At 62.1% G+C, this 24,368-nt stretch carries 23 protein-coding genes; 18 read left to right on the top strand and 5 right to left on the bottom strand.

Translation table 11 applies throughout. From position 1 onward, the window contains the following. Positions 1–48: 48 nt before the first annotated feature. Positions 49–1,206: a hypothetical protein gene (locus AC1DYQ_RS12775; protein ID WP_477687101.1), complete on the top strand. Its 1,158-nt coding sequence runs from the start codon at positions 49–51 to the stop codon at positions 1,204–1,206. A 114-nt stretch (positions 1,207–1,320) separates the two neighbouring features. On the opposite strand, the gene AC1DYQ_RS12770 is transcribed toward AC1DYQ_RS12775, so the two are convergent. Continuing rightward, positions 1,321–2,598 carry an FIST signal transduction protein gene (locus AC1DYQ_RS12770; protein WP_477687100.1) on the bottom strand — a complete coding sequence of 426 codons (1,278 nt, stop codon included), beginning with the start codon at positions 2,596–2,598 and terminating at the stop codon, positions 1,321–1,323. A 37-nt stretch (positions 2,599–2,635) separates the two neighbouring features. Continuing rightward, the gene (locus tag AC1DYQ_RS12765; protein ID WP_477687099.1) at positions 2,636–3,487 is read right to left on the bottom strand and encodes a PhaM family polyhydroxyalkanoate granule multifunctional regulatory protein; all 852 of its coding nucleotides are present in this window, start codon (positions 3,485–3,487) and stop codon (positions 2,636–2,638) included. Positions 3,488–3,784: 297 nt separating this feature from the next. Here AC1DYQ_RS12765 and AC1DYQ_RS12760 point away from each other — a divergent pair, with 297 nt between their 5' ends. Genes AC1DYQ_RS12760 through AC1DYQ_RS12750 form a run of 3 tightly spaced genes read left to right on the top strand, consistent with a single transcriptional unit; the run spans position 3,785 to position 5,989 of the window. Further along, the gene (locus tag AC1DYQ_RS12760) at positions 3,785–4,207 is read left to right on the top strand and encodes a VOC family protein (RefSeq protein ID WP_477687098.1); all 423 of its coding nucleotides are present in this window, start codon (positions 3,785–3,787) and stop codon (positions 4,205–4,207) included. A gap of 7 nt (positions 4,208–4,214) precedes the next feature. Then, complete coding sequence (locus AC1DYQ_RS12755; RefSeq protein WP_477687097.1) at positions 4,215–4,820, top strand: MarC family protein; 606 nt, start codon at positions 4,215–4,217, stop codon at positions 4,818–4,820. Further along, on the top strand, positions 4,817–5,989 hold the full coding sequence (locus AC1DYQ_RS12750) for a toxin-antitoxin system YwqK family antitoxin (protein ID WP_477687096.1): 1,173 nt from the start codon (positions 4,817–4,819) through the stop codon (positions 5,987–5,989). Before AC1DYQ_RS12755 ends, AC1DYQ_RS12750 begins: the two co-directional genes overlap by 4 nt. A gap of 109 nt (positions 5,990–6,098) precedes the next feature. Here AC1DYQ_RS12750 and AC1DYQ_RS12745 read toward each other — a convergent pair whose 3' ends face one another. Continuing rightward, positions 6,099–7,082, bottom strand: a complete 984-nt coding sequence (locus tag AC1DYQ_RS12745; RefSeq protein WP_477687095.1) for a fumarylacetoacetate hydrolase family protein — start codon at positions 7,080–7,082, stop codon at positions 6,099–6,101. Between the two features lie 181 nt (positions 7,083–7,263). On the opposite strand from AC1DYQ_RS12745, the gene AC1DYQ_RS12740 reads away from it, so the two are divergent. From AC1DYQ_RS12740 to AC1DYQ_RS12725, 4 genes are all read left to right on the top strand, one after another. Further along, positions 7,264–8,076, top strand: a complete 813-nt coding sequence (locus tag AC1DYQ_RS12740) for an IclR family transcriptional regulator (protein WP_477687164.1) — start codon at positions 7,264–7,266, stop codon at positions 8,074–8,076. A 446-nt stretch (positions 8,077–8,522) separates the two neighbouring features. Further along, positions 8,523–9,161: a DUF3108 domain-containing protein gene (locus tag AC1DYQ_RS12735; RefSeq protein ID WP_477687094.1), complete on the top strand. Its 639-nt coding sequence runs from the start codon at positions 8,523–8,525 to the stop codon at positions 9,159–9,161. Positions 9,162–9,535: 374 nt separating this feature from the next. Beyond that, on the top strand, positions 9,536–9,817 hold the full coding sequence (locus AC1DYQ_RS12730) for a BTH_I0359 family protein (RefSeq protein ID WP_477687093.1): 282 nt from the start codon (positions 9,536–9,538) through the stop codon (positions 9,815–9,817). A 442-nt stretch (positions 9,818–10,259) separates the two neighbouring features. Continuing rightward, positions 10,260–11,123 carry a ChaN family lipoprotein gene (locus AC1DYQ_RS12725; RefSeq protein WP_477687092.1) on the top strand — a complete coding sequence of 288 codons (864 nt, stop codon included), beginning with the start codon at positions 10,260–10,262 and terminating at the stop codon, positions 11,121–11,123. A 30-nt stretch (positions 11,124–11,153) separates the two neighbouring features. Here AC1DYQ_RS12725 and aptA read toward each other — a convergent pair whose 3' ends face one another. Beyond that, positions 11,154–12,494 carry an omega-aminotransferase AptA gene (gene aptA, locus AC1DYQ_RS12720; RefSeq protein WP_477687091.1) on the bottom strand — a complete coding sequence of 447 codons (1,341 nt, stop codon included), beginning with the start codon at positions 12,492–12,494 and terminating at the stop codon, positions 11,154–11,156. A gap of 140 nt (positions 12,495–12,634) precedes the next feature. On the opposite strand from aptA, the gene purU reads away from it, so the two are divergent. From purU to AC1DYQ_RS12685, 7 genes are all read left to right on the top strand, one after another. Then, on the top strand, positions 12,635–13,483 hold the full coding sequence (gene purU / locus AC1DYQ_RS12715; RefSeq protein ID WP_477646659.1) for a formyltetrahydrofolate deformylase: 849 nt from the start codon (positions 12,635–12,637) through the stop codon (positions 13,481–13,483). Between the two features lie 142 nt (positions 13,484–13,625). Beyond that, positions 13,626–14,525, top strand: a complete 900-nt coding sequence (locus AC1DYQ_RS12710) for a LysR substrate-binding domain-containing protein (RefSeq protein WP_477687090.1) — start codon at positions 13,626–13,628, stop codon at positions 14,523–14,525. Positions 14,526–14,778: 253 nt separating this feature from the next. Continuing rightward, the gene (locus AC1DYQ_RS12705) at positions 14,779–15,564 is read left to right on the top strand and encodes a carbonic anhydrase family protein (RefSeq protein ID WP_477687089.1); all 786 of its coding nucleotides are present in this window, start codon (positions 14,779–14,781) and stop codon (positions 15,562–15,564) included. A gap of 121 nt (positions 15,565–15,685) precedes the next feature. Then, a complete protein-coding gene (locus AC1DYQ_RS12700; RefSeq protein ID WP_477687088.1) occupies positions 15,686–17,188 on the top strand; it encodes an FAD-linked oxidase C-terminal domain-containing protein in 1,503 nt (500 codons plus the stop codon). A 59-nt stretch (positions 17,189–17,247) separates the two neighbouring features. Then, positions 17,248–18,528, top strand: a complete 1,281-nt coding sequence (locus AC1DYQ_RS12695; protein ID WP_477687087.1) for a serine hydrolase domain-containing protein — start codon at positions 17,248–17,250, stop codon at positions 18,526–18,528. Between the two features lie 93 nt (positions 18,529–18,621). Further along, positions 18,622–18,993 carry a CidA/LrgA family protein gene (locus tag AC1DYQ_RS12690; RefSeq protein ID WP_477687086.1) on the top strand — a complete coding sequence of 124 codons (372 nt, stop codon included), beginning with the start codon at positions 18,622–18,624 and terminating at the stop codon, positions 18,991–18,993. Beyond that, positions 18,986–19,711 (top strand): LrgB family protein, encoded by a 726-nt coding sequence (locus AC1DYQ_RS12685; RefSeq protein WP_477687085.1) that lies wholly within the window; start codon positions 18,986–18,988, stop codon positions 19,709–19,711. Before AC1DYQ_RS12690 ends, AC1DYQ_RS12685 begins: the two co-directional genes overlap by 8 nt. A gap of 114 nt (positions 19,712–19,825) precedes the next feature. Here AC1DYQ_RS12685 and AC1DYQ_RS12680 read toward each other — a convergent pair whose 3' ends face one another. After that, complete coding sequence (locus AC1DYQ_RS12680) at positions 19,826–20,389, bottom strand: bactofilin family protein (RefSeq protein ID WP_477687084.1); 564 nt, start codon at positions 20,387–20,389, stop codon at positions 19,826–19,828. A gap of 437 nt (positions 20,390–20,826) precedes the next feature. Here AC1DYQ_RS12680 and AC1DYQ_RS12675 point away from each other — a divergent pair, with 437 nt between their 5' ends. The 3 genes from AC1DYQ_RS12675 to fusA all read left to right on the top strand — a co-directional run bounded on the left by AC1DYQ_RS12675 (position 20,827) and on the right by fusA (position 24,262). After that, positions 20,827–21,279, top strand: a complete 453-nt coding sequence (locus AC1DYQ_RS12675) for a methylated-DNA--[protein]-cysteine S-methyltransferase (protein ID WP_477687083.1) — start codon at positions 20,827–20,829, stop codon at positions 21,277–21,279. A gap of 43 nt (positions 21,280–21,322) precedes the next feature. Next, the gene (locus AC1DYQ_RS12670; protein ID WP_477687082.1) at positions 21,323–22,027 is read left to right on the top strand and encodes a glutathione S-transferase family protein; all 705 of its coding nucleotides are present in this window, start codon (positions 21,323–21,325) and stop codon (positions 22,025–22,027) included. A 129-nt stretch (positions 22,028–22,156) separates the two neighbouring features. Beyond that, entirely contained in the window at positions 22,157–24,262 is a 2,106-nt protein-coding gene (gene fusA / locus AC1DYQ_RS12665) for an elongation factor G (protein ID WP_477687081.1), read from the top strand. Positions 24,263–24,368 lie beyond the last annotated feature (106 nt).

The following is a 24,368-nucleotide window of genomic DNA, read 5'->3' as shown; positions in this document are numbered from 1 at the left end:
TGCAGCCTGCAAGACTGATTTATGCATGCAATTTCCATCAGAAGCACGATGAACCCCATCTCCACCTACGTTGGCCTTCCCATCCCGGTTGCGGTCAATTTGACCGACACCAAGTACTTCTTCCAGGCGCTGGACAACTTCTCGCGCGTGATGGCGATACGCCCCGGGGACCGGGTCCTGATACTGGCTGATCCGTTGCTGGACCCGCGTGTGATCGACGCCGTGATCGGCATTGCCAAGTCACGCGGCGCCGAAGTGCGCATTTACATGGAGCCGAGCACGCAGGTGACTGCCGTGCCCGAAGAAGTACACGCCATGCTGAAGAAGGCCACCTTTGTGGTCTCAACCTGGTTCTGCTCCATCCTGGACCCTTTGTGCATCAACCTGCGCCGCACCGGCCAGCGTTGGGTCAAGATCACCTATTTTCGCAATCTGGATCTGCTGCACACGCCGCAGGCGCGCTTTCCGGTCGACCTCATCGGCGAGATCATCCGCCAAACGGCCAGCCGTTACCCGGCCGAAGGCGATTTTGACTTGCGCTTCACCGATCCGCGGGGCAGCGACTTCCGCATCAGCTTCACGCAGGCGATGCGCGCGAACCAGCTCGCCACCAACCGCTGGCGCGGCCAGATGACGGCCGAGGAAGACGGCTGTTATGTGCACTACCTGCCGACACACGGCCCCAACCTGTGGGACCACAACTCGGTCAAAAACGACTTCAAGGCCGTGGTGCCCATGGCGGGCGTGCTTTACCCGCAATGGGCTGTCGGCTTTGCCAAACCGTTTGAGGAAAAAATCGCCGTGCATTTTGAAGGCGACACGATTTCCTCGGTCGACGGAATTTCAGACGAAGCGGTGATCCTGCGCGAGATGCTGGTCGGCGGCCGCATGATCGAAGGCGGCGGCTGCGGCTTCAACCCCAAGGCGCCGCGCCACACGGTGTACCCCGCCGGCTCGAACGCGCCCGGCGCGCTGCACTTCGGCATCGACCTGGCGCAACCCAGCGACTACATACGCCGCGTCATGCCTGACTGGGAAGAGCCGCCCGTACACATGGACCTCATCACGCTGGACGGCACCGTGACCGCAGGCAATCAGACCTTGATCAAGGACGGTTTTTTGTGCGCGCTGCGCGACCCGTCGGTGGTGGCGATGGCAGCGCGCTATGGCGACCCTGTTGAATTGCTGGAAGCTCAGGTTTTATAGCGTCCCACGGCAACTTCAAGTGGGGGCCGCGGAACCGGCTTTGCCGGGCCGCAGGCGCCGTCCCCTGGAAGGGGAAAAGGCGCTACACGCAGTGAGCGTCCGATAGGGGTAAGCCTATCCAGGCGCCGTAAACACCGTCAGCACGCCGGTGTAGCCGTAAAGGTGGTGCCGGGCGATCTCGCCGCCGGCGAAAAAGCCAACCAGCGGCACATCGCCCAAGGCCCTCCGCACGATCTGCAGTTCGGCACTGGGCGCGCCGAAGTGCGGGCCGCCACGGCCGGAGCAACTGACGTACACCGCGCCCGCAATGCGCCGGGCCGCATGCGGCGCGGACTCGGCCTCTGACGCGCTCAAGGCGCTGGCAACTTCCAGTGTGACTTCTTCCGGTTCCAGTTCCTCACGGATCTCGGCGCACACACGCACCAGGTCGGCGCGCGCGGCTTCCATGTTGCGTTCGCAGAAAGCCAGCTTCATGCCCACGACGGGCACCTCCGCAATGGCAATCCCCTTGCGCGCCGGATCCAGCCCGATCAGGTGACGCACCAGCACCTCTGCGCCAAACTGGCCGTGCCGCCCGGCGCCATCATGGGGAATGTCTGCCGGGCGGCTCAGGCCGACCAGCGTGGTCCGCACTTTGGCCAGGGCCTCCCGCGGCTCATCAAGCGACACGTCCAGGTCTGCCAGCATCACCTCCAGTGCCGGCTGTCCATCGAGCTCCGTCACCACATTGGACTCGCAGGCCGTGATTTCATGATGCGCAGACACGGGCCTGCACCCCTGGGTAATGCGCGACATCAGCGCCGCACCCTGGCCAAAAGCCACACCGCTGAGACCACCCGTGAAGACACCGCCGGCCGCACCCTGCCCCTTGACATTGCCATGCCCGCTGAGGGCAAACTGCACCGTACTGGAACGGCTGGAGGCCAGGCCGCCAAACACATAACCGCTGCCGGTGCGCTGCGCCATTTCGTCGATCAATTCGGCGACGTCGGGCGTCGTGGCGTCCGCATGCACCAGCGCCGTATGCGCCTTGAACCTTCCCAGGCTGGCCGGGGGCAAGGGCGAGACTCCAGAGAACACACGGTACTGGTCGTGCGGAAGCTCGCACAACATGACCGTGAGCGCCGGCTCGTCAAAGTACTCGACATTGTTGGAGGCGATACCCACACCCACCGTGCCGCTCCAATCGGTGATGTCGGGCAATTCGGCGCTCAGATGGTCAAGAATGTCCTGCGCATGTGCCGCATAGTGATCGGTGATGTAGAGCAGCGCCAGCGTGGGCGATTTGGCGTAGCCGGGCAATGCGAGGTAGGCGCGCAGCTGCGCCAGCACAAGGCCTGCCGCCATCTGCCATTGCGGATGGGTGGCGTGCCCGTAGGGAAAAAGCTTCATGGGGTCCTGGTGAAATTCAGCGAAAAGCCAGCCTGTATCAACGCGTGGTTTTGCGTGCGGTTTTAGTTGCAGCCTTACGCGCTGGCGCCTTGGCCCTGGGTTTCGTTTTGGCGGCAGTTTTGCCGGCGGCCGGTGTAGGCCAGGCCTGGCTGCTGCGCAGGGCCGTGTTCATGGCCGCGCGTGCGCCGCCCGCCACGGTTTTACCGGCGGACTCCGCCATGTTGCGGGCCATGCCCGTTGCCATGCCGGTGGCGGTCTTCATCGCGTCCTTGGCAAGGCCGGTCGCCAGGCTTTTGGTGGTGTCCATGGCCGTTTTTTTGGCGGCATCCTTCATGGCATCTGCCGCAATCGTCTGGAACTGCTGGGTCAGGGCACCCCACCACTGCATCGGGTCGACCACGCCGGCCGGCGGCGCGCCGTCCTTGGCTGCGGCGGGTGCCTTGGATTTGGCGGCCGGCTTGTCCGCGCCAAAGCTCGTTGGCGGGACCTCCAGCCCCGAAAACGTGCGGGCCTTGTCGGCCACACGCTGCACGCCACCGGCCACGCTGTCGGCCACCTTGAGCTTGAAGGCATTGGCCACGTCGCCCATGTTGAAGTTCATGCCTTTCAGGGTAGCCAGCGTCATCTTCTGCACCTCCAGCGCCTGGATGGTCGCCTTGAGCGCTGTGGCGTTCTGGTCAAGCCAGAACTGGACGGCCTTGAGTTCATCGATGCGCTTGTCGAGCTCTTCGACATTCAGCGTGGGCGCTACCCAGTTGCCGAGGTTGGGCAACTGCGGAATGCTTTGTGTGGCGCTGCCTGCCGCCTGTTTGGCCAGGTTCTGCAAAAAGTCAAAGCCGGGCACCAGCTTGCCGAAACCGGGGAAGGAAGGATTGTCCGCGTCACTCATGAATGTCTCCTGGCAGGTTGTGCACGATTTGCATCGGGCGGCTGGATGATCCAGCGCACGCCTTCATTGTGCAACGCCGCAGCAGCGCGTCAACCGCTTTTTGTGTTTTCAGCAAGCAAACACCGGCGTCGAATCGATCTCGATATAGATTCAAGCAAAAAAAGCCCACGAACCTTTATTGACGGGCGCAAGCAGCTATCCATTTCATAGCATTCATCGGCAAGCCTGACGCCATGCCTGTTGCCGGCCAGGTTGCAAAAGCGTCTCTTTCGGGCAATGCCCTGATAAGCTTGCACCATGAAAAGCCTCTTTCACTTTGCCTTCAATGTCAGAGACCTCAACGTGGCCCGCCGGTTTTATGGCGGGGTCCTGGGATGCGCGGAAGGTCGCTCGGCCCCTACCTGGGTCGACTACGACTTTTTCGGACACCAGCTGTCGCTTCACTTGGGCGAACCGTTCAAGACAGAGCGCACCGGCCATGTCGGCGACAAGCTCGTGCCCATGCCGCATTTCGGCCTGGTGCTTGCCCTGGCCGATTGGCAGGCCCTGGCGCAGCGCCTGCAAGCGGCCCGCATGGAGTTTGTGCTGGAGCCGCAAGTGCGCTTTGCAGGAGAAGCCGGCGAGCAATGGACCATGTTTTTCTGCGACCCCTTTGGCAACCCCATCGAGATCAAGGGTTTCAAATCACTTGAAGCCCTTTACTCGGCCAACCCGGCCTGAGATATATATGGCCTATACCTTTGCTTCCGCTACGGTGTTGCTGCTGCTGATCACCGATCCGTTCGGCAATATCCCGATTTTTGTCAATGCCCTGAAGGGTGTGGCGCCGGAGCGGCGCATGCGCGTCATCCTGCGCGAGGTGCTGATCGCGTTTTTGCTGCTGCTGGCTTTCATGTTTGTCGGCGACGGTTTCCTGCGCCTGATGAACCTCAGCGATTTGTCGCTGCAGATCGCCGGCGCCGTCGTCATGTTCCTGATCGCGCTGCGCATGATTTTCCCGTCGGACCAGCCCGAGGCCGCGCCGCTGCAGGGCGAGCCGCTGATTGTGCCGCTGGCGATTCCCGCGCTGGCCGGCCCCTCGGCGTTGGCCACGGTGATGCTGCTGGTGTCCCAGGCGCCGGCACGGCGGCTCGAATGGATCGCGGCGCTGTGCGTGACCATGGCGGTGTGCGCCGTGGTGCTGGTGCTGTCCGAGCGGATCCAGCGGGTGGCGGGCGACCGCGTCATGATGGCCTTCGAGCGCCTGATGGGCCTCATCCTCGTGGCCATTTCAGTTGAAATGTTGCTGCGCGGCATACGGCTGTTCATCACCCAGACCGGGGGAGCCGCATGATTGCCGCGCACCGGCTGGCCCTGCTCTGCCTCTGCCTGCTGGCCCCGGTCTGGGCACATGCGGTGCAGGACTGCGAAGTCAACGGCGAAAGCGTCAACCCCAACCACGGTGGCACCACCGCCGGCAAGACCGGCATCATGCGCTGCAAGGACCGCGATTCGGGCCAGCTGACACGTGAACAGGAGTTGCAGGGCGGCAAGTTCATGGGCTTGATGCGCTACTACCAGAATGGCAAGCTACAGCGGGAATACGGCGAAAACGAGCGCGGCAACCGCCATGGCCGCGCGCGTGAATTCGCACCGGACGGCCAGGTGCTGCGCGACTCCATCTACGACAACGGCACCGAGGCCGGCCTGGCGCGCAGCTTTCACACCAATGGGCAGTTGCGGCGCATCGTGTTTTACGGGCCGCGCGCAGGCGGCAGCGTCGAGCAGGCCTATGCCGAATTCAATGACCGCGGCCAGCTCCAGGCCTTGCGCTGCGGCGACAAGCCTTTGCTGGCAGCGCCGGCCGAGGACGCCCGTTGGTGCGGTTTTTCGGGAGGCGCCTCAAAAATCGAACTCTTCAGCAGCAAGGGCGTGCTGAACGGCACCAGCAGTTACCTGGCCGGTAAACGCATTCGCCATGAAACGCTGGGTGACGGTGGAAAACCAGATTACCTGGATGAAGTGTCGGGCAACATTCGCACTGAACGCTATTTCAATAACGCTGGCGTGAAACGCCGCGAAATCCAGTGGCTGCTGGAGACCAACCCGTCAAAAACCTCGTTCAAGGAACGCGAGCAGGAGTTCACCGACAGCGGCGCCCTGACGCGCGACAGGCGCTGGTCGGCCGGCAAGCCGGTCAGCGACCAGACTTACTACCTGAACGGCCAGCCGCGCAGCAAAACCGAGTACGGTGGCGAAGGCGACACCGCCTGGCTGCAAACTACCGACTTCTTCGACAGCGGAAAAATCGCCGCCACCGGCCGCTACACAGCCTCCAACCGCTACCGGCAACTGCCCCAGGGTACGCACCAGCGCTTTAACGAAGCCGGCAGGCTGGTGGCCGAATCGAGCTACGACGAGCGCGGCCGCATCACGCGCGAGAGAACCTGGGACGACGAGGGCAAGCCCTCACGTGACGACGCCGTGTTCGAAGACGGTTCACGCAAGGCCTATTCAAGATAACACCCCCGTCCAGGCTCACTGCGTGTAGCCTGTTCCCCCCTCGAGGGGGCGGCGCCAGCGGCCCGGCAAAGCCGGTTCCGCGGCCCCTGCTGGTTTTATTCGGGGTAGCTCAGACGTTCTCGACAATTTTTTGGTCGATGGCGCCAAATACTGAGAGCCCATCCTTGCCCTTGGCTTCAATGCGGATGGTGTCGCCGAACTTCATGAACTCGGTTTTGGGCTTGCCATCCTCGATGGTTTCGATGGCGCGCTTTTCGGCGATGCAGCTGTAGCCGTGGCTCCAGTCCTTGTTGCTGACGGTGCCTGAACCGATGATGCTGCCGGCGCGCACATTGCGGGTCTTGCAGATGTGGGCGATCAGCTGGCCGAAACTGAATGTCATCTCTGGGCCGGCTTCGCACATACCGACCTTGCGGCCGTTCCAGGTGCTTTGCAGGGTCATGTGCAGGCGGCCTTTGTCCCAGGCGTCGCCGACTTCGTCCAGCGTCACTGCCACCGGGCTGAAAGCGGTTGCCGGTTTGCTCTGGAAGAAGCCGAAACCCTTGGCCAGCTCATCGGGAATCAGGTTGCGCAAGGACACGTCGTTGGCCAGCATCAGCAGGCGCACGCCTTCCAGTGCCTGCTCGGGCGTGGCGCGCATGGGCACATCGCCGGTGATCACGGCGATCTCGGCCTCGAAGTCAATGCCGAACTCCTCGCTCGCCACCACCACATCGTCGCAGGGCCCAATGAAATCGTCGCTGCCGCCCTGGTACATCAGCGGGTTGGTGTAAAAACTTTCCGGCACTTCGGCATTGCGCGCCTTTCGCACCAGTTCCACGTGGTTGATATAGGCCGAGCCGTCGGCCCACTGGTAGGCGCGCGGCAGCGGTGCCATGCAGCGCGATGGCTCAAACGGAAAGGCGTGCCGCGCCTTTCCCTGGTTCAATGTTTCGTACAAGTCCTGCAACTGCGGCGACATGAAGTTCCAGTCGTCCAGCACCTGCTGCAATTTGCCCGCGATGCCCGTCGCATAATGGGCTGTTGAAAGATCGCGCGACACCACGACCAGCTGGCCGTCGCGTGAAGAGTCTTTGTAAGTGGCAAGTTTCATCAATATCCTGATTGGTGGCTGTCGGTGTTACCGAAGGGCCAATTGTGCCGTGGCTGGCGACCGGCCGGCATTGCGCCCCCCTCGCGTTACGATCCCTGCATTCATTGACCGACGGCTAACCCGAAATTCTAGACAAGCCATGAAAGCAAGCCCAGGCGCCCCCGCCACAGCACGCAGCAGCCTGCCGCCGCAACGCGCGGGTATCCAGTCGGTCGAGGTCGGCTTCAGCTTGCTGGAGGCACTCTCTACCTCACCCGGTCCACTGATGCTTCGCGACCTGGCAGCCGCCGCGGGCATGAGCGCGGCCAAGGCGCACCGTTATCTCGTCAGTTTTCAGCGGCTGGCGCTGGTCGTCCAGGACGAGGCAACCGCCCGATACGACCTCGGCCCGGCTGCGCTCAAGTTAGGACTCGCTTCCCTTTCGAGATTGGACAGCGTGAAGCTGGCCCGCCAGCTCATGCCGCGCCTGATGATGCAAACCGGCCAGACCCTCGCACTGGCGGTCTGGGGCAACCAGGGACCGACCCTCGTCCACTGGGAAGAATCGCCGCAGTCTGTGACGGTCAACCTGCGGCTGGGCGATGTCATGCCGCTGCTGTCGTCCGCCACGGGCTTGTGCTTTGCCGCATTTTTGTCTTCGAACCTGCCCAAGGCCAAAGCCAAACCACAAGGGAGGCTGGCGCTGCTGGTCAGGGCTGAACTGGCACGCAACCAGAAGCTGGCGCGCAAAGATGTTCCCGCCACCATGGCCGAACTGAATGCCTTGCTGGAAGATATCCGCCGCCGCGGCATGGCGCGCGCAGTCAATACCCTGCTGCCCGGCGTAGCCGGCTTCTGTGCGCCGGTGTTCGATGCCGACGGCCACCTCGCACTCGGCATTGTGGCGCTGGGTTCGCTTGCAACGTTTGATCCGGACTGGGACGGCGCGGTGGCACGGCCGCTGGCCGCCGCCGCCCGGCAACTTTCCGGTGATCTTGGATTCACACAGGCGTGACCACGTCCACCGACCGCTATCCTTCGGCGCCTCGCTGGCGTGTGCTTGCAGCACTGGCTGCAGGGGTGCTGGCGGTCCACACGCTGATGCTGAAGTCATCGCCGGTACGATTCGGTCCCGAGCAAACTGCCGCCTTCGCCCGCAGCCAGGTTTTCGCAACGCGCAGCATCACATCAACTCCTGCACCGGCCGCGCTTGCCCCCACGCCTTCCGTACCACCTCCGAAACCAGATACTTTGAAGAGGAAACCCGCTGTAGCCCAAGAAAGTCCGGCGCAACCAGCTACTGATTTAATAGCAAACCTGCCTCCTGATGCGGTGGCACCGAGCATGCCTCAGGCGGAAAGTCCGGAAAGCACGCCCGGCCAGCCAACGCCCGCAATCGCGGCGGCCAGTGCCCCTGTGTCTATGCCCACCGGCGACCCTGCCCTGACGCCGGCGACAGCCATGACGCTGCCTGCCAGCACCATCCTGGAATACAAGATGACCAGCAATGCGCGGGGCTTGTCGTGGCATGCGACCGCTCAGTTGAACTGGCAAAACCGCGGCGACAGTTACGAAGCCCGCATCGACGCCAGTGCCTGGGGTCTCGGCTCGCGCAGCGTGGGCAGCGCCGGCCAGATCAATACCGAGGGGCTCGCCCCCACACGCTATTTCGAGAAATCACGCAGCGAGGTCGCCGCGCATTTCGAACCCGACAAGGGCCTGATCATCTTTAGCGCCAACACACCCACGGCGCCCTGGGTAAAGGGTGCGCAGGACCGCACCAGCGTATTTTTCCAAATGGCCGGCATGCTGGCCGCCAATCCACCGGCGTTTCCGGTGGGATCCACCATTTCGTTTTACACCGTCGGGCCACGCGATGCCGATACCTGGACTTTCCTGGTGGAGACCGAAGAAAAACTCCGCCTGCCTTTTGGCGAAACCGACACCCTCAAACTCACCCGACAGCCCCGGCGGGAGTTCGATACCAAAGTCGAGGTCTGGTATGCCCCGTCGCTGGGTTACCTGCCGGTTCGCAACAAGATCACCCAGTCCAACGGGGAGTTCCTCGACCAGCAACTTTCGGAGCTAAGCAAACCATGAGAGGGGCGGGGCACGCCAAATCGACTTTTCTTTCCTCAACGTCCGCACGCCCCTGCTTTAACTTGCGTCCCTTGCGCTGCTATGCGCCGGCTCGGCGCCTCTAGCTGACCCGACAACCCCGTCGCGAATTCGACCAAAAAGTCGAAGTCTGGTATGCCCCCTGGGCGGCTTGCCGGTTCGCAACAAATCACGCAGCACAACGGCGATTTTGTCGCCCAGCAACACAATGCCGTGAATAAATTCTGAAAACGGCTGCGCAAGTTGCCATAAATGCCCTCACGTGACTTTCTGCCTGTTTATACGGCGTATTGCGGCTTACCCTGTCCTCTTGAACTTGGCACCATCGTTGCTATGTAAGGAGAAAGGACAAAATCATGCAAATGCTATACGACTCAGACTCTTTTGTGGTGATGCAGATTCACGCGAACGCACCGGAAGAATCCGCGCCCGCGCCCGCAGTGCCTCAACTGGCCCGTCACGGCTTTGAAATTGTGGACAAGCGCTCCGGCAAAGAGGTCTACTTGGACGGCTCCTGGGCTGAAATGTTTCAGCAGCGCCTGAGCGCCTGGGCGCAAAATACTCCCACGCAGGAAGAAATCGAAGACACGCTGGAAGGCTACAGCGGCCTTGCCAACACGCCGATATCGCTTCATTAGAAGTAGCGCCTCCACGATCGCTCACCTCGTGTAGCTCCCTGCCCCCGAGGGGGCCGCCGCGCCTGCGGCCTGGCGAAACCAGTCCCGCGGCCCCTACTTGAAAGAGAGTCCCCCGCTGGGTGTGTCTTTCTGCCCAATCAATCGCCTGGTGGGCTTTCTGCCTGCACCACCAGCGGCGTGAGGTGCAGCCCAGTGCGCAGCCGATGATCCATTGCCCGACGTTCCGCAGCGGCGTCCAGTGGGCCGTGGTTCCACTCAGCACTGAAACCATCGTCGCCGCCAGCAAGGCGGCCGATCATCCAGGGCAAAGGCCAAAGGCGTGCGCAGCGCAATACACAGAGAAGCGGCACCCCAGGCCGGCAACAAGGTCAGGACGACACGCACGGGCGGGACTGGGCGGTGCGATGGGGCAAGGAGGGCCTGGAAGCGGTAGTATCCACCGATGCCCCATCTCCTCACCCCTCGTGCTTTGGCATGCCTTGTCTGCGCCGCCACGACGGCTTTGGCGGGAGGCTGCGCGGGACGGCCCGAAGCGCCCATCCTGCAGGCGCCGGGCAGCGAAGCCGCACAGACATCCACCCGGCTGGAGGCGCTGCTCCCTGCCGACGTCCTGATCCTCGGGGAGCAGCACGACGCCGCTGAGCACCAGACAATCGAACAGCAGGTGGTCGCCGCCCTGGCGGCCAAAGGGGCGCTGGCTGCGGTAGCCCTTGAGATGGCCGACACGGGTGCAAGCACTTCCGCGCTCAGGCCCAGCGCCACCGAGCAGCAGGTGCGCAATGCGCTCAACTGGAACGACAAGGGCTGGCCCTGGACAGCCTACGGGCCTGCCGTGATGACCGCCGTGCGCGCCGGTGTCCCCGTGATGGGCGCCAATCTGCCCCGGGTGCAGATGCCAGACAGCATGGCTGACAGCCGGCTTGACACGCGCTTGCCAGGCCCCGCCCTCAAGGCCCAGCAGCAGTTGATCCGTCTCGGCCACTGCAACCTGTTGCCCGAGAGCCAGATCACGCCCATGACACGCATCCAGATTGCCAAAGACATCACCATGGCCAATACCTTGGGTCAGGCCGTGCTGCCCGGCAAGACAGTGCTGCAGCTGGCCGGAAGCGGCCATGCGAACCGGCAACTGGGCGTGCCGCAACATCTGCCGACGGACGTAAAGGCCAAAGCAGTGCGCCTGCTTGCCGGGAACCCTGCCAATGCTGAGAGGGCAGACGCTTTCGATGCTGTGTGGGCAACGGCCCCGCTCCCGGAGACCGACTATTGCGCGGGCCTGCAGAAGCAGCTGGCACCCAAACCCTGAGGAGCCCTTTGAGGCTCTTCCATCGGTGAATCAGGCGTTTTTGCGGATGGCGTCGGCGACCACATTGACGATGCGGTCGATATGTTCTTTTTCGACGATATAGGGCGGGCAGACCACGACGTTGTCAGCCGCCGGCCTCACCAGCACACCGTTGTGGAAGCAGTCCATGAAGATGTCATAGGCGCGCTTGCCCGGCACACCCGCCACCGGCGCCAGCTCGACCGCGCCGGCCAGCCCCAGACTGCGAATACCGATCACATTGGGCAGGCCCTTCAGGCCGCTGTGCATCGCGTCGCCCAATACCTTGCCCATCTGGCCGGCACGTTCATACAGCTGTTCTTCCTTGAACAGCTCCAGCGTCGCAATTGCGGCCGCGCAAGCGACCGGGTGGCCGGAGTAGGTATAGCCGTGAAAGAACTCCACGGCGTGCTCGGGCGCACCGGCATTGGCGTTCATCATGCCGTCATAGATGCGGTCGGAGCAGATCACACCGCCCAGCGGGATGACACCGTTGGTCACGCATTTGGCGAAGTTGAGCATGTCGGGCACCACACCGTAATAGTCCGCCCCGAAACCGGTACCCAGGCGGCCGAAGCCCGTGATGACTTCATCAAAAATCAACAGGATTCCGTGCTTGTCGCAAATTTCGCGCAGCCGTTTCAGGTAGCCCTTGGGCGGCAGGTACCATCCGGCGCTTCCTGACACCGGCTCGACGATGACGGCAGCCACGTTGCTCGGGTCGTGCAGCGGCAGGATGCGATTTTCCAGCTCCAGCAGCAGGTCTTCCTGCCACACGGGCTCAGCACCATTGATATAGGCGTGGTTGACCGGGTCATGGATGAAGCGCATGTGGTCCACGCGAGGCAGCAGCGCGGCGCCATACACCTTCCGGTTGGCCGGAATGCCGCCCACACTCATGCCGCCGAAGCCAACGCCGTGGTAGCCCTTTTCACGGCCGATGAATACATTACGGTGGCCTTCGCCCCGCGCACGGTGGTAAGCCAGCGCGACCTTCAACGACGTGTCCGCGGCCTCCGAGCCCGAATTGCAAAACAGCACTTTGTTGAGGTCGCCGGGCGCCATACCCGCGATGATCTCGGCGGCCTTGAAGGCCTGATCGTTGCTGGCCTGGAAAGCGGTCGCGTAGTCCAGCGTATCGAGCTGCTTCTTGATGGCTTCGTTGATGGGCTTTCGGTTATGGCCGGCGCCCACGCACCACAGGCTGGAAATACCGTCGATCACCTGGCGCCCGTCGTGCGTCGTGAAATGCATGCCGTCTGCGGCCACAAACACGCGCGGGTCTTTTTTGAAGCTGCGGTTGGGCGTGAACGGGAGCCATTGGTGCTCCATGTTGAAATTCTGGTAGGCCATGGTGGTTTCCTGCGTCGAAAGGTGTGAAGCTGGGATAGCAGCGCTTGATCTTGCATTCTGGCACTCTTGCCGCCGCCCTGCACCTTCAATTGCCCGCCGGCCGGGCAGACACAGCCTTCACCTGCGACAATTCACCCCCTATGAATCACGCTTATATCCTTACCCTGTCCTGCCCGGACCGTATGGGCATTGTTCACGCTGTCTCTGGTTTCCTGTTGCAGAACGGCGGCAATATTGAAGAAGCCGCGCAATACAACGACCATGACACCGGCCTTTTCTTCATGCGGGTTCAGTTTGCCTGCGACCAGCTGACCCAGGAAGAACTGAAGACGCAACTCGAAGCATTCGCCTCACCTTTCAGCATGAAGTGGAAGCTTCACTCGACAGAAGCAGCCATGCGTACCGTGATCATGGTCAGCCGCGACGGCCATTGCCTCAACGACCTGCTGTTTCGCTGGAAGTCCGGCATGGTGCCGCTGGATGTGCGCGCCATCATCAGCAATCACCGAGATTTTTACCAGCTGGCTGCAAGCTACAACGTTCCTTTCCATCACATCCCGGTGACGGCGGCCACCAAGGCGCAGGCCGAGGCGAAGCAGCTTGAGATCATCGAGGCAGAAGGTGCCGAGCTGGTCGTGCTGGCACGCTACATGCAGGTACTCAGCAACGAGATGTGCGGATCACTCTCGGGGCGTGCCATCAATATCCACCACAGCATGCTTCCGAGCTTCAAGGGCGCCAGACCGTATTACCAGGCACATGAACGCGGTGTGAAGGTGATAGGCGCGACGGCGCATTACGTCACGGCAGACCTTGATGAAGGCCCGATCATCGAACAGGATGTGACCCGGGTTGATCACAAGGACACCGTCGAACACCTGACCGCCCGCGGCAAGGACACCGAAAGCCGGGTACTTGCACGCGCCGTCAAGTGGCACAGTGAACATCGTGTGCTTTTGAACGGCCACAAGACTGTCATCTTTAAATAACCATGAGCCCCCACGGTCGCTCACTGCGTGTAGCTTCCTGCCCCCCGAGGGGGCCGCTACGCCTGCGGTCCGGCAAAGCCGGTCCCGCGGCCCCTGCTTGCAAAGAAGCGTCGCAAACGACGTGTAGCGTTCACCAGTAGACATGGCTACTCCTGCCCGAATCCCGCCCATTCAGTGCCTGCTGACCTTTGAAGCGCTGGCGCGGTTGCGCAGCGTGACGCAGGCGGCCGAGGAGCTTTGCGTCACGCCCAGCGCGGTCAGCCACCGCGTCAAGCAGCTGGAGCAGATCATAGGCACCAAGCTGTTTGGCCGTGCCGATTTTTCATTGACCACCGAAGGCAGCGAATACCTGGCGCACGTGCGCGAAGGCCTGGCCACACTGCAGAAATTTCCCGGTGCGGCCGGGCAAAGTACTACCGCCGGCAAGCGCAAGTTACGGCTGGCGGTCACGCCCACGTTCGCACGTTCCATCCTGATTCCGCGCCTGCGCCAGTTCACCGATGCCTATCCTGAAATCGACCTGACGCTGCAGGTGTCCATCCCGCTGCTGGACGTGGTGGCCGAGGATGCCGACCTCATCGTGCGCTTCGGCACCGGCCGCTATGCGGACCTGGAGCACGTCTGCCTCAGCAAGGACGAGGTCGCGCCACTCGCCTCACCGGCTTTTGTGCGCGAACACGGCCCCTTTGAGGCGGCTGAAGATCTCGAAGGCGAAAGCCTGTTGCGCTCGCCGCTGGAACCCTGGCGCACCTGGTTTGCCGCCCACAAACTTGATTGGCCCGAACCCGCCGACGGCTCCCAGTTCAACGACATCGGTCTGATGTGCGATGCCGCCGCGGCCGGCATGGGCATCGCGTTGATACGTCTCAAACTGGGCGCGCCCTGGCTGGAAAACGGCTCGCTGGTGCGCCTGGGCAGCAACGCCGTGTTCGCCGGTAATATTCCCAGCCCGCACGCACATTACCTGTGCTGGCGCACCGGCACCATGGACCGCTGGGAATGCGCGGCTTTTGCCGACTGGCTGCGCAAAAGCCTGGGTTAGAACCCCAGGGCCGTTAGCGAGAAGGCCGCCACTCGGCATTTCAAAGCCTTGACGGGGACGTACCCGCCAGCGTTTTGTGCCTTGCTCAAGGCCTTTTGACTTGCAACAGCATTAACGCTCCTGACGCCGTCCGATAGGTGGTTTTGCGTCCGTACCGGCTCATGCCTATGATGGGCTGGCAGTGATACCGGGTGAGGGTCCGGCCGACTGCACATAGTCAAAAAAACCAACCTGTTCAACGAGGGAAATTCTTATGAGGAAAAATCAATTGGCCGCCGGCGTGGCCGGCATCCTGCTCTCCATGCTCGCACTTTCGCCTGCGGTTCACGCCGAAGGCAAGGCCGCCGCAGCCAAGGCTGTCAAACCCGGCACCTTCTGTACCATCCAGGACGCCAAGGCATGCCAGGAAGCCGTGACGCCCACGCAAATCCTGTCGCGCTTCAAGGCCGGTAATTCGCGTTTCGTTTCCGGCAAGCCGCGCCACCAGAACTACCTCAAGGAAATGAAGGCCACGGCGGACGGCCAATTTCCGCTGGCCAGCGTGGTGTCGTGCATTGATTCGCGCGCACCGGCCGAGATTGTGTTTGACCAGGGCATAGGTGACCTTTTCAACGCACGCGTGGCAGGCAACATCGTCAACGAAGACATCCTGGGCAGCCTGGAATTCGCGCACAAAGTCATGGGTGCCAAACTGCTGGTGGTGATGGGTCACACCAGCTGCGGCGCCATCAAGGGTGCTTGCGACGACGCCCAATTGGGCAACCTGACGGGACTCATCGGCAAAATCAAGCCGGCCGCGAACCTGGTCTCCGCCGACATCAAGGACCGCACGTCCAAGAACTATGCCTTTGTCGAGATGGTGGCGGAGAGCAATGTGCATCTCACAGTGGAAACGATTCGCGAGAAGAGCCCCATCCTGCGCGAGATGGAGCAAAAGGGAGAAATCCTGATCGTGGGGGCCATGTACGACGTGAAGACCGGCAAGGTCAAGTTTTACGACACGCCCGGCGCCGGCAAGGCTCCGGGAACGAAGTCTTGAAGCTCTTCCCGTTTTGAGCGGATTCTGGCGGCCGGCATTTCACACCCGGCATTAAATTTCTTCAACCCGGCCGCCGCCGCTTGCCCTACAGTCTGGTTTCAACCCCGGAGCCAGACAGACCATGAACGCCCCCGCCTCGCTCAAACAGCAAAGCCAGCTTGAACGCTCGGAACGGCAGTCGCAGGTCGTGCGAGCGCTGCGGGCGGTGTTGCCGGCTCATGCCCTGCTGTGGAACAACGAAGACACCACACCTTACGAGTGCGACGGCCTGACCGCCTACCGCCAGCGGCCGCTGGTTGTGGCTTTGCCCGAGACCTATGACCAGGTGCAGGCCGTGCTCAAGAGCTGCCATGCGCTGGAAGTGCCTGTGGTCGCGCGCGGCGCCGGCACCGGGCTTTCCGGCGGCGCCATGCCGCACAAGCTGGGCGTCACGCTATCGCTGGCCAAGTTCAACAAGATTCTCAAACTCGACGCCATCAGCCGCACGGCCGTGGTGCAGGGCGGCGTGCGCAACCTCGCCATTTCCGAAGCGGCCGCGCCGCTGGGCCTTTATTACGCGCCCGACCCTTCCAGCCAAATAGCCTGCACCATAGGCGGCAACGTGGCCGAGAACTCGGGTGGCGTGCATTGCCTCAAGTACGGGCTGACGGTACACAACGTGCTCAAGGTCAGAGGCTTCACCATTGAAGGAGAGGAAGTTGAATTCGGCAGTGATGCACTCGATGGAGCAGGCTATGACCTGCTGAGCATCATCATCGGAAGCGAAGGCATGCTGGCCGTGACCACTGAAGTGACGGTGAAACTGATACCCAGGCCCCAACTGGCGCGTTGCATCATGGCCAGCTTTGACGAACTGCGCAAAGCCGGCGATGCCGTAGCCGCCGTGATTGCCGCGGGCATCATTCCCGCCGGCCTTGAGATGATGGACAAGCCGATGACGGCCGCAGTGGAAGACTTTGTGCACGCCGGCTACGACCTCAGCGCCGAAGCCATTTTGCTGTGCGAAAGCGATGGCACGCCGGAAGAAGTTGAAGAAGAAATCGGCCGCATGACCGATGTGCTGCGCCGCTGTGGCGCCACCGCCATTGCCGTGAGCCAGAACGAAGCTGAACGTCTGCGCTTCTGGAGCGGCCGCAAAAACGCCTTCCCCGCATCGGGACGCATCAGCCCCGACTACATGTGCATGGACTCCACCATCCCGCGCAAGCGCCTGGCCGACATCCTGCTGGCTATCGCAGAGATGGAAAAGAAATACCAGTTGCGCTGCGCCAATGTGTTCCACGCGGGCGACGGGAACCTGCACCCCTTGATCCTGTTCGATGCCAACGACCCCGACCAGTTGCACCGCTGCGAACTCTTCGGCGCAGACATTCTGGAAACCAGTGTCGCGATGGGCGGCACCGTGACGGGCGAACACGGCGTGGGCGTGGAAAAGCTCAACTCCATGTGCGTGCAGTTCTCCGCTGAAGAAAACGAGCAGATGTTCGGTGTCAAACGCGCGTTCGACAGCAAAAGCCTGCTCAACCCAGGCAAGGTGATCCCGACGCTGAACCGTTGCGCCGAATACGGAAAAATGCTGGTACGCGGCGGGCAGATCAAGCACCCCGACTTACCGCGCTTTTAGGCGAACGACGCAGTCGCCTGGCAACCTCGTAGATTGCGCGGACAACCCAAGCAAAAAAAATGCATGCAGTACCGTCCAGCGGTTTTCCCACCATACGCTGCCAACTCTCTCGCGGCCTGTCGGTCGCCTTGCTGGCGTTCGTCCCGCAGTGGGGCTGGTGCCTCGAGGCAGGGCAGTCACTGCCCCACCTCGAACCCTTCGACAGGGCCATGCTGGAGGTCATGAAAAAACACGATGTCCCGGGCGCCAGCCTGGCCGTGGCAAAGGACGGCAAGCTGCTCCTTGCCAAAGGTTACGGTTATGCCGACAGGGACAAGCCGGACGCCATGACGCCGCAAACCCTGTTCCGCATGGGAAGCATCAACAAGACCTTGACGGCGGTCATGGTGCTCAAGCTGGCAGAGGATGGAAAGCTGAAACTGGACGACCCGGTGCTACCCCTTTTCGAGAGAGCCGGGATAGCGTCCGGCTCCCCCGCTGACCCGCGCGCCAAGGACATCCTCATCCGGCACCTGCTTCAGCATTCAGGCGGGTTCGATCGCGAGCGCTCGGGTGATCCGTTTTTTCAGCCCCGGCTCAGGGACGTAGCCCGCCGGCAAGGCGTTGCGCCCGTCACCTGCGATGCGATCATCCGGGATTCCCTGCAGGACAAGCTGGACTTCACGCCCGGCGAGCGCTTCGCCTATTCCAATACCGGTTACTGCATGCTCGGAAGGGTTGTGGAAATCGTCACCGGCGAATCCTACCGCGCCTTCAGCAGCCGGGAGTTTCTGATGCCGTCCACCGGCAAAGGCTTTCAGGTCGCAAGCAGCACCGGGAGCCGGCAGGGCGAGACGAAGTACTACGCGTATCCCGGAGAGCCGCTGCAGCGGGGCGCACCGGGTGTCACGAACGCGAATGTACCCAGTCCTTACGGCTCCTACTCCGTCGAAAACATGGACGCGCTTGGCGCCTGGATCGCGACGCCAACAGATGTGCTGAAGTTTTTCCTGGCGATCGACGGCGCACGGGGAAAACGCCTTCTGAATGAGGAATCGTTGCAAACCATGCGCAGCGAGCCGACGCTGGAAAAAGATGGCAATCCGCGCAGCTTTTATGCGGCAGGCATCCACGTCGTCAGGAGTGACAAGGGCGATAACTGGTGGCACACAGGCAGCCAGCCGGGCCTGCAGACCCTGGCACTTCGGACCCGGCAAGGCTATGCATGGGTGGTGGCCTTCAATTCCAGGCCGGACCCATCCGGGCGCCGCGCCTTCTTCAAAGATATCGACCAGGCACTGTGGGGCGCAGCCAATGCGGTACGGGAGTGGCCGCAAGGGGATCTTTTTGCCAGTCCTTAAACTTTCCAGAATAAATATTGCCATGACCATTCCGGCAATTCCGGGCGATGCCCTCGCATCGGGAGTGCACTCACCTGCCGTGGAAACCATGCCATGACAGCGTTGCGGGGTTTAGCCTGGTTACTCGTCTTTCAGTCCGCGGGGGAACTTCTTTCTCGCGGTTTTTCCCTGCCGTTTCCGGGCCCCGTGATTGGCATGGTTTTGCTTCTGCTCGGCCTCCAGTCAGACACGGTGCGCGGCCCTGTGGCAGTGTGCGCAGACTTCCTGCTCTCGCACCTTTCGTTACTCTTTGTACCTGTCGGCGTTGGGGTGATGACCCATCTTTCACTGGTCAGCCAGTACGGCGCACGCATGCTGCTGGTCGTGGTGGCGTCCACTTTGGCGGGTTTGCTCGTGACCGTGCTAATGCTGCACCTGCTGCGGGACCGCAGCGACACACCTCCCCAGGAGCCTCCACATGCCTAAATTTGTGGAGTTGTGGGTCTACCTGTCGGCCACACCCCTGTTTGGCTTGACCGCGACGCTCGTGGTGTATGTGCTCGCGCAAGCCGTTTACGCTCGTCTCGGACAAGCGCCCTGGGCCAATCCCGTGTTGTGGACGGTCATCTGCCTGGCCGGCACCCTGCTGGCCACCGGCGTGCCTTACCCCACCTATTTTGCGGGCGCCCAGTTCATCCATTTTCTGCTCGGCCCTGCGGTGGTGGCACTGGCATGGCCCCTGTGGTTGCGGCGCGAAGAACTGCGCAGGCGCTGGGGCCGGCTGCTGCTTGCCGCCCTGGCCGGTGGTGCTGCGGCCAGCGGATCGGCATTGTTGCTGGGGTGGGCCGCAGGCTTGCCCGCCGAAGTTACCTTGTCGCTCGCGCCCAAATCTGTCACCGCACCGGTCGCCATGGGTATTGCGGAAAAGATCGGCGGGATCCCCGCCCTGGCGGCTGTGTTTGCCGTGGTCACTGGCCTCGTGGGTGCGCTCTGCGGCAAATACCTGTTTGACGCCCTGCGAATTCCCGTAGACGCAGCGGGCTGGGCCGCGCGTGGTTTTGCGCTGGGCACGGCATCTCACGGGCTGGGCGCCGCGCGGGCCTTGCAGGTCAACGCCGACGCAGGCGCTTACGCCGGGTTGGCGCTGGGCCTGCAGGTGGTTCTGGCGTCCGCACTGATACCGCTGGCGTTCCGGTGGCTGTAGCCCGAACCGCAAATACAAAAACTCCGCATCACCTTCCTGCCGCGAGCAACAGGGAGGTGATATGGAGGTTTCGATGGCGCGTTAGAAACGCGCCCTGTTGTTGCTTTAAGTCTCCTACACCGCCTGCAAACCTGGTTTGACCACGCTCGCCGGCTTGGCCGCAGCCAGCGCACCGAACAGGATTTCGCCTGAGAGCTGGCCGCCTTCTTCAATCACCAGCTTGCCGTAGCGGATGATGCCCGTGACTTTCCCGGTCGAGTAAATCACCAGTTTCTGCCGCACTGTAAGGTTGCCGTTGAATTCCCCACGGATTTCCGCCACGTCGATTTCTGCGGAGCCCTTGAACGCCCCCTGCTCGGCAATCTGGATCACACGCGAATCCATGGTGGCCTCCACCAGGCCTTCGACCACCAGCGTATCGCAGTCCGTGATCTCCACGCCTTTGAGTTTGATGTTGGGGCCGACCGTCAACTTGCTGCCGCCTTCTTTTCCCGTGCTCGCAGGCGCTTCATTGACCGCCTTGGCGGTGTTTTGCTGGTTCACATTTGAGGACGATGCACCCGACTGCAGCGCGCCGGAAGCACTGGACGTGCCCGTGGTCCCATAACCATTTCCCGGGCCATGACGCAAGCCCGTTGGTGTCTCGTTTTCTCGCTTGCCAAAGAACGGTGTTGCCATTGTGAGTTCCTTCAAAAAGAACGCATGGTACGTCTGCAGAAAATTAAAAGCTTCAGTGGTGTGCAAGATAGGTAACGAAATTAATTCTTACATTCACCAGTTTGCATTGACGATGCGGCAAGAACAACAGACCTTACGCGTGCCTACGTCTGGCCAGCAACACATGAGGAAACTCCATCCAATTGGCGCTGGAGATTCGCTCACTTCGTTTCGGTACATGCGACGGATTTTTTTGCCGCCGTCGCAGCGCCGATCTTCCAATGTCGAAACGCCTCAAACCCCAGATACCGGTCGCGTGTAGCATGTCGGACACCATGGCCGCAGACAGTGAACTTCACGCCTTCGCACTTTTTGGCACTGCCGTTGGGCAGTGCGCGCTGGTGTGGAATGCACACGGGATTTCAGCCGTGCGGCTGCCCGAAACATCGGAGAGTCGCATGCTGTCCCGTTTGCACAGGGAGTTTGCGCAGCTGGCTCCTGCCGCGCCGCCGCGCGGCATGCAATTGGCCATAGATGCCATGACAGCCCTGCTGGCGGGTGAGGCCCGTGACTTGCGCTTTTGCACACTGGATCTGCGTCACGTCCCCTCTTTCAACCGCCGGGTGTACGCGATTGCGCAGGAGATTCTTCCAGGCAAGACCCGCACGTACGGCGACATCGCCACCGAGCTTGGTGAACCCGGCTCGGCGCGTGCCGTGGGTCAGGCGCTGGGGCACAACCCGTTTCCCATCATCGTGCCCTGTCACCGCGTTCTGGCGGCTGGCGCGCAGTCGGGCGGCTTTTCCGCACCTGGTGGTGTCTCGACCAAGCTGCGCATGCTACTGATTGAAGGCGCCGAGATCGGCGGCGCACCCGGCCTGTTTGACCGAGAGCCGCCGCCCTCCACGTGATAGTCATTGAACAAACGCCCATCACCACGAAACTCACCCACCCATGCCACACACTCCTACAGAAAAAACGCCCGCGATTCGTCTCTATTCAGCCCGCCTCAGCATGTTCGGCGCCAAGGTGCAGATCGCCGCGTTTGAAAAAGGCATACCGCTGGATATCGTCATGGTGCCCTTCACGCAGACCGAGGGCTACTCGCCCAAGCACCCGGAGGTAGTGCGCATCAATCCCAAAAAGCAGGTACCTGTACTGATCCATGGCGACCTGGAGCTGTTCGACTCGACGCAGATCCTGGAGTACCTGGAAGACCTGCAGCCCGAGCCTGCGCTGTGGCCCGTCAGCATTGCCGCCCGTGCGCGAGCCCGGCAGATGGAACATATGTCGGACGAGGTTTACTTTCCCCATATCATCCGGCTCATGGGCTTGCAGCACGACCTGAACGACCCGCAAGCCGTCACTGCGATTGCCGGCGCGCAGGACTTCTACACATGGCTTGAGAAGCTCCTCGCTGGCCGGGAGTTCATGATGGAAACCTTCTCGTTCGCCGACATCGCGCTGTATATGGCGATGGTGTTTGGCGAACGCCAGGGCGCGCCCCTCACACCGGCTACGCCGCTGCTGCTGGCATGGCGCGACAGGATGAGTGCGCGGCCTTCGGTACAGAGCACGGTGATCCCCATGGCGAAATACCTGCTGTCCGACGGCAGGCCTTTGCCTGCCTTTATGGCGCAAATGCTGCATGCGGGCTGACGGCAGGGCCCACACCTGACGTGGGTGCTCGGGGAAAACCGAGCAAAAACCGGCGCTTTGGCGCAAACTGGCGAGCCCGGCCACGCCACAACTCCAACACGCGCTGGCCGGCACAAAAAGGAGTTCGTCATGCCCCGCCACACCCCTATCGAGCGTTATCGCAACATCGGCATCAGTGCGCACATTGATGCCGGCAAAACCACCACGACCGAGCGCATCCTGTTTTACACCGGTGTGAACTACAAGATCGGCGAAGTCCATGAAGGTACGGCCACCATGGACTGGATGGAGCAGGAGCAGGAGCGCGGCATCACCATCACCTCGGCAGCGACCACTGCCTTCTGGAAAGGCATGGGCGGCAACTACCCCGAGCACCGCATCAACATCATCGACACTCCCGGCCACGTGGACTTCACCATCGAGGTGGAGCGCTCCATGCGTGTGCTCGACGGCGCGGTGATGGTATATGACGCCGTGGGCGGCGTGCAGCCGCAGTCAGAAACCGTCTGGCGCCAGGCCAACAAATACAAGGTACCGCGCCTGGCATTCGTCAACAAGATGGACCGCGTGGGCGCGGACTTTTTCCGCGTGCAGCGCCAGATCAGCGAGCGCCTGAAGGGCGTGGCTGTCCCGGTGCAGATTCCGGTCGGCGCCGAGGACCACTTCCAGGGCGTGGTCGACCTCGTCAAGATGAAGGCCATCATCTGGGACGACACCAGCCAGGGCTTGCATTTTGAATACGGTGATATCCCTGCAGACCTGGTGGACACCGCCAATGAATGGCGCACGAAGATGATTGAAGCGGCCGCCGAAGCCAACGACGAGTTGCTCAACAAGTACTTGGCGGGCGAAGCCCTGAGCGAGGACGAAATCAAGCAGGGCCTGCGCCAGCGCACGGTCGCCAACGAGATCGTGCCCATGCTGTGCGGCAGCGCCTTCAAGAACAAGGGCGTGCAGGCGATGCTGGACGCGGTGATCGACTACCTGCCTTCGCCTGTAGACGTGCCTGCCATACTGGGCCATACCGAAGACGACGGTGAGGCCGAGCGCCATCCGAAAGACGACGAGCCCTTCTCCGCGCTGGCCTTCAAGATCATGACTGACCCCTATGTCGGTCAACTGATTTTCTTTCGCGTTTACTCGGGCGTGGTCAAGGCCGGCGACACGGTCTACAACCCCGTCAAGGGCAAGCGCGAGCGCCTGGGCCGCATCCTGCAAATGCACGCCAATGAACGCAACGAGGTCAAGGAGGTGTACGCCGGCGACATCGCCGCCGCCGTGGGCCTGAAAGAGGCGACCACCGGCGACACGCTATGCGACCCGGCCCACGTCATCATTCTGGAGAAGATGGTGTTCCCTGAACCCGTCATCTCACAAGCCGTGGAGCCGAAGACCCAGGCCGACCAGGAAAAGATGGGAATCGCGTTGCACCGCCTGGCGCAGGAGGACCCGTCATTTCGCGTGCACACCGACGAGGAGTCGGGCCAAACCATCATCTCGGGCATGGGCGAGTTGCACCTGGAAATTCTGGTCGACCGCATGAAGCGCGAGTTCAGCGTCGAGGCCAATGTGGGCAAGCCGCAGGTGGCCTACCGTGAAACGATCCGGCAGGCGGTGAACGATGTCGAAGGCAAGTTCATCAAGCAGTCGGGCGGGCGCGGGCAGTACGGCCACGCAGTGATCAACCTGGAGCCGCAGCCTTCTGGCAAGGGCTATGAGTTCGTCGACGCCATCAAGGGCGGCGTGATCCCGCGCGAATACATTCCGGCCGTGAACAAAGGCATTGTCGAAACGCTCAAGGCCGGCGTGCTGGCGGGCTACCCGGTGGTCGATGTGAAAGCCACGCTGGTGTTCGGCTCCTACCATGACGTCGACTCCAACGAAAACGCTTTCCGCATGGCCGGCTCCCTGGCTTTCAAGGAAGCCATGCGCCGCGCCAAGCCGGTGCTGCTGGAGCCCGTGATGGCGGTCGAGGTCGAAATGCCCGAGGACTTCATGGGCAACGTGATGGGCGACCTCTCATCACGCCGCGGCATGGTGCAGGGCATGGAAGACATCGCGGGCGGCGGCGGCAAGCTGGTACGCGCGGAAGTGCCACTGTCGGAGATGTTCGGCTATTCCACCACCTTGCGCTCGCTCACGCAGGGCCGTGCGACCTACACCATGGAGTTCAAGCGCTATGCCGAAACAACCGCGGATGTATCGGCTGCCATCATGCGCGGCAAGAGTGCCTGACCGGAATGCCCGGTCACAGCCCAAAGCCGCCTGACAAGCGTGTCCGATCAGCGGGAATATTGATGAAGAATCCGGCTCCGGGGCCAATAAGGACGGGCGCAAGCAG

It is taken from the genome of Polaromonas sp. P1_F4 (assembly GCF_056405675.1).
The sequence above is the reverse complement of the archived record's forward strand: the minus strand, read 5'-3'. Positions and strand labels throughout refer to the sequence as shown.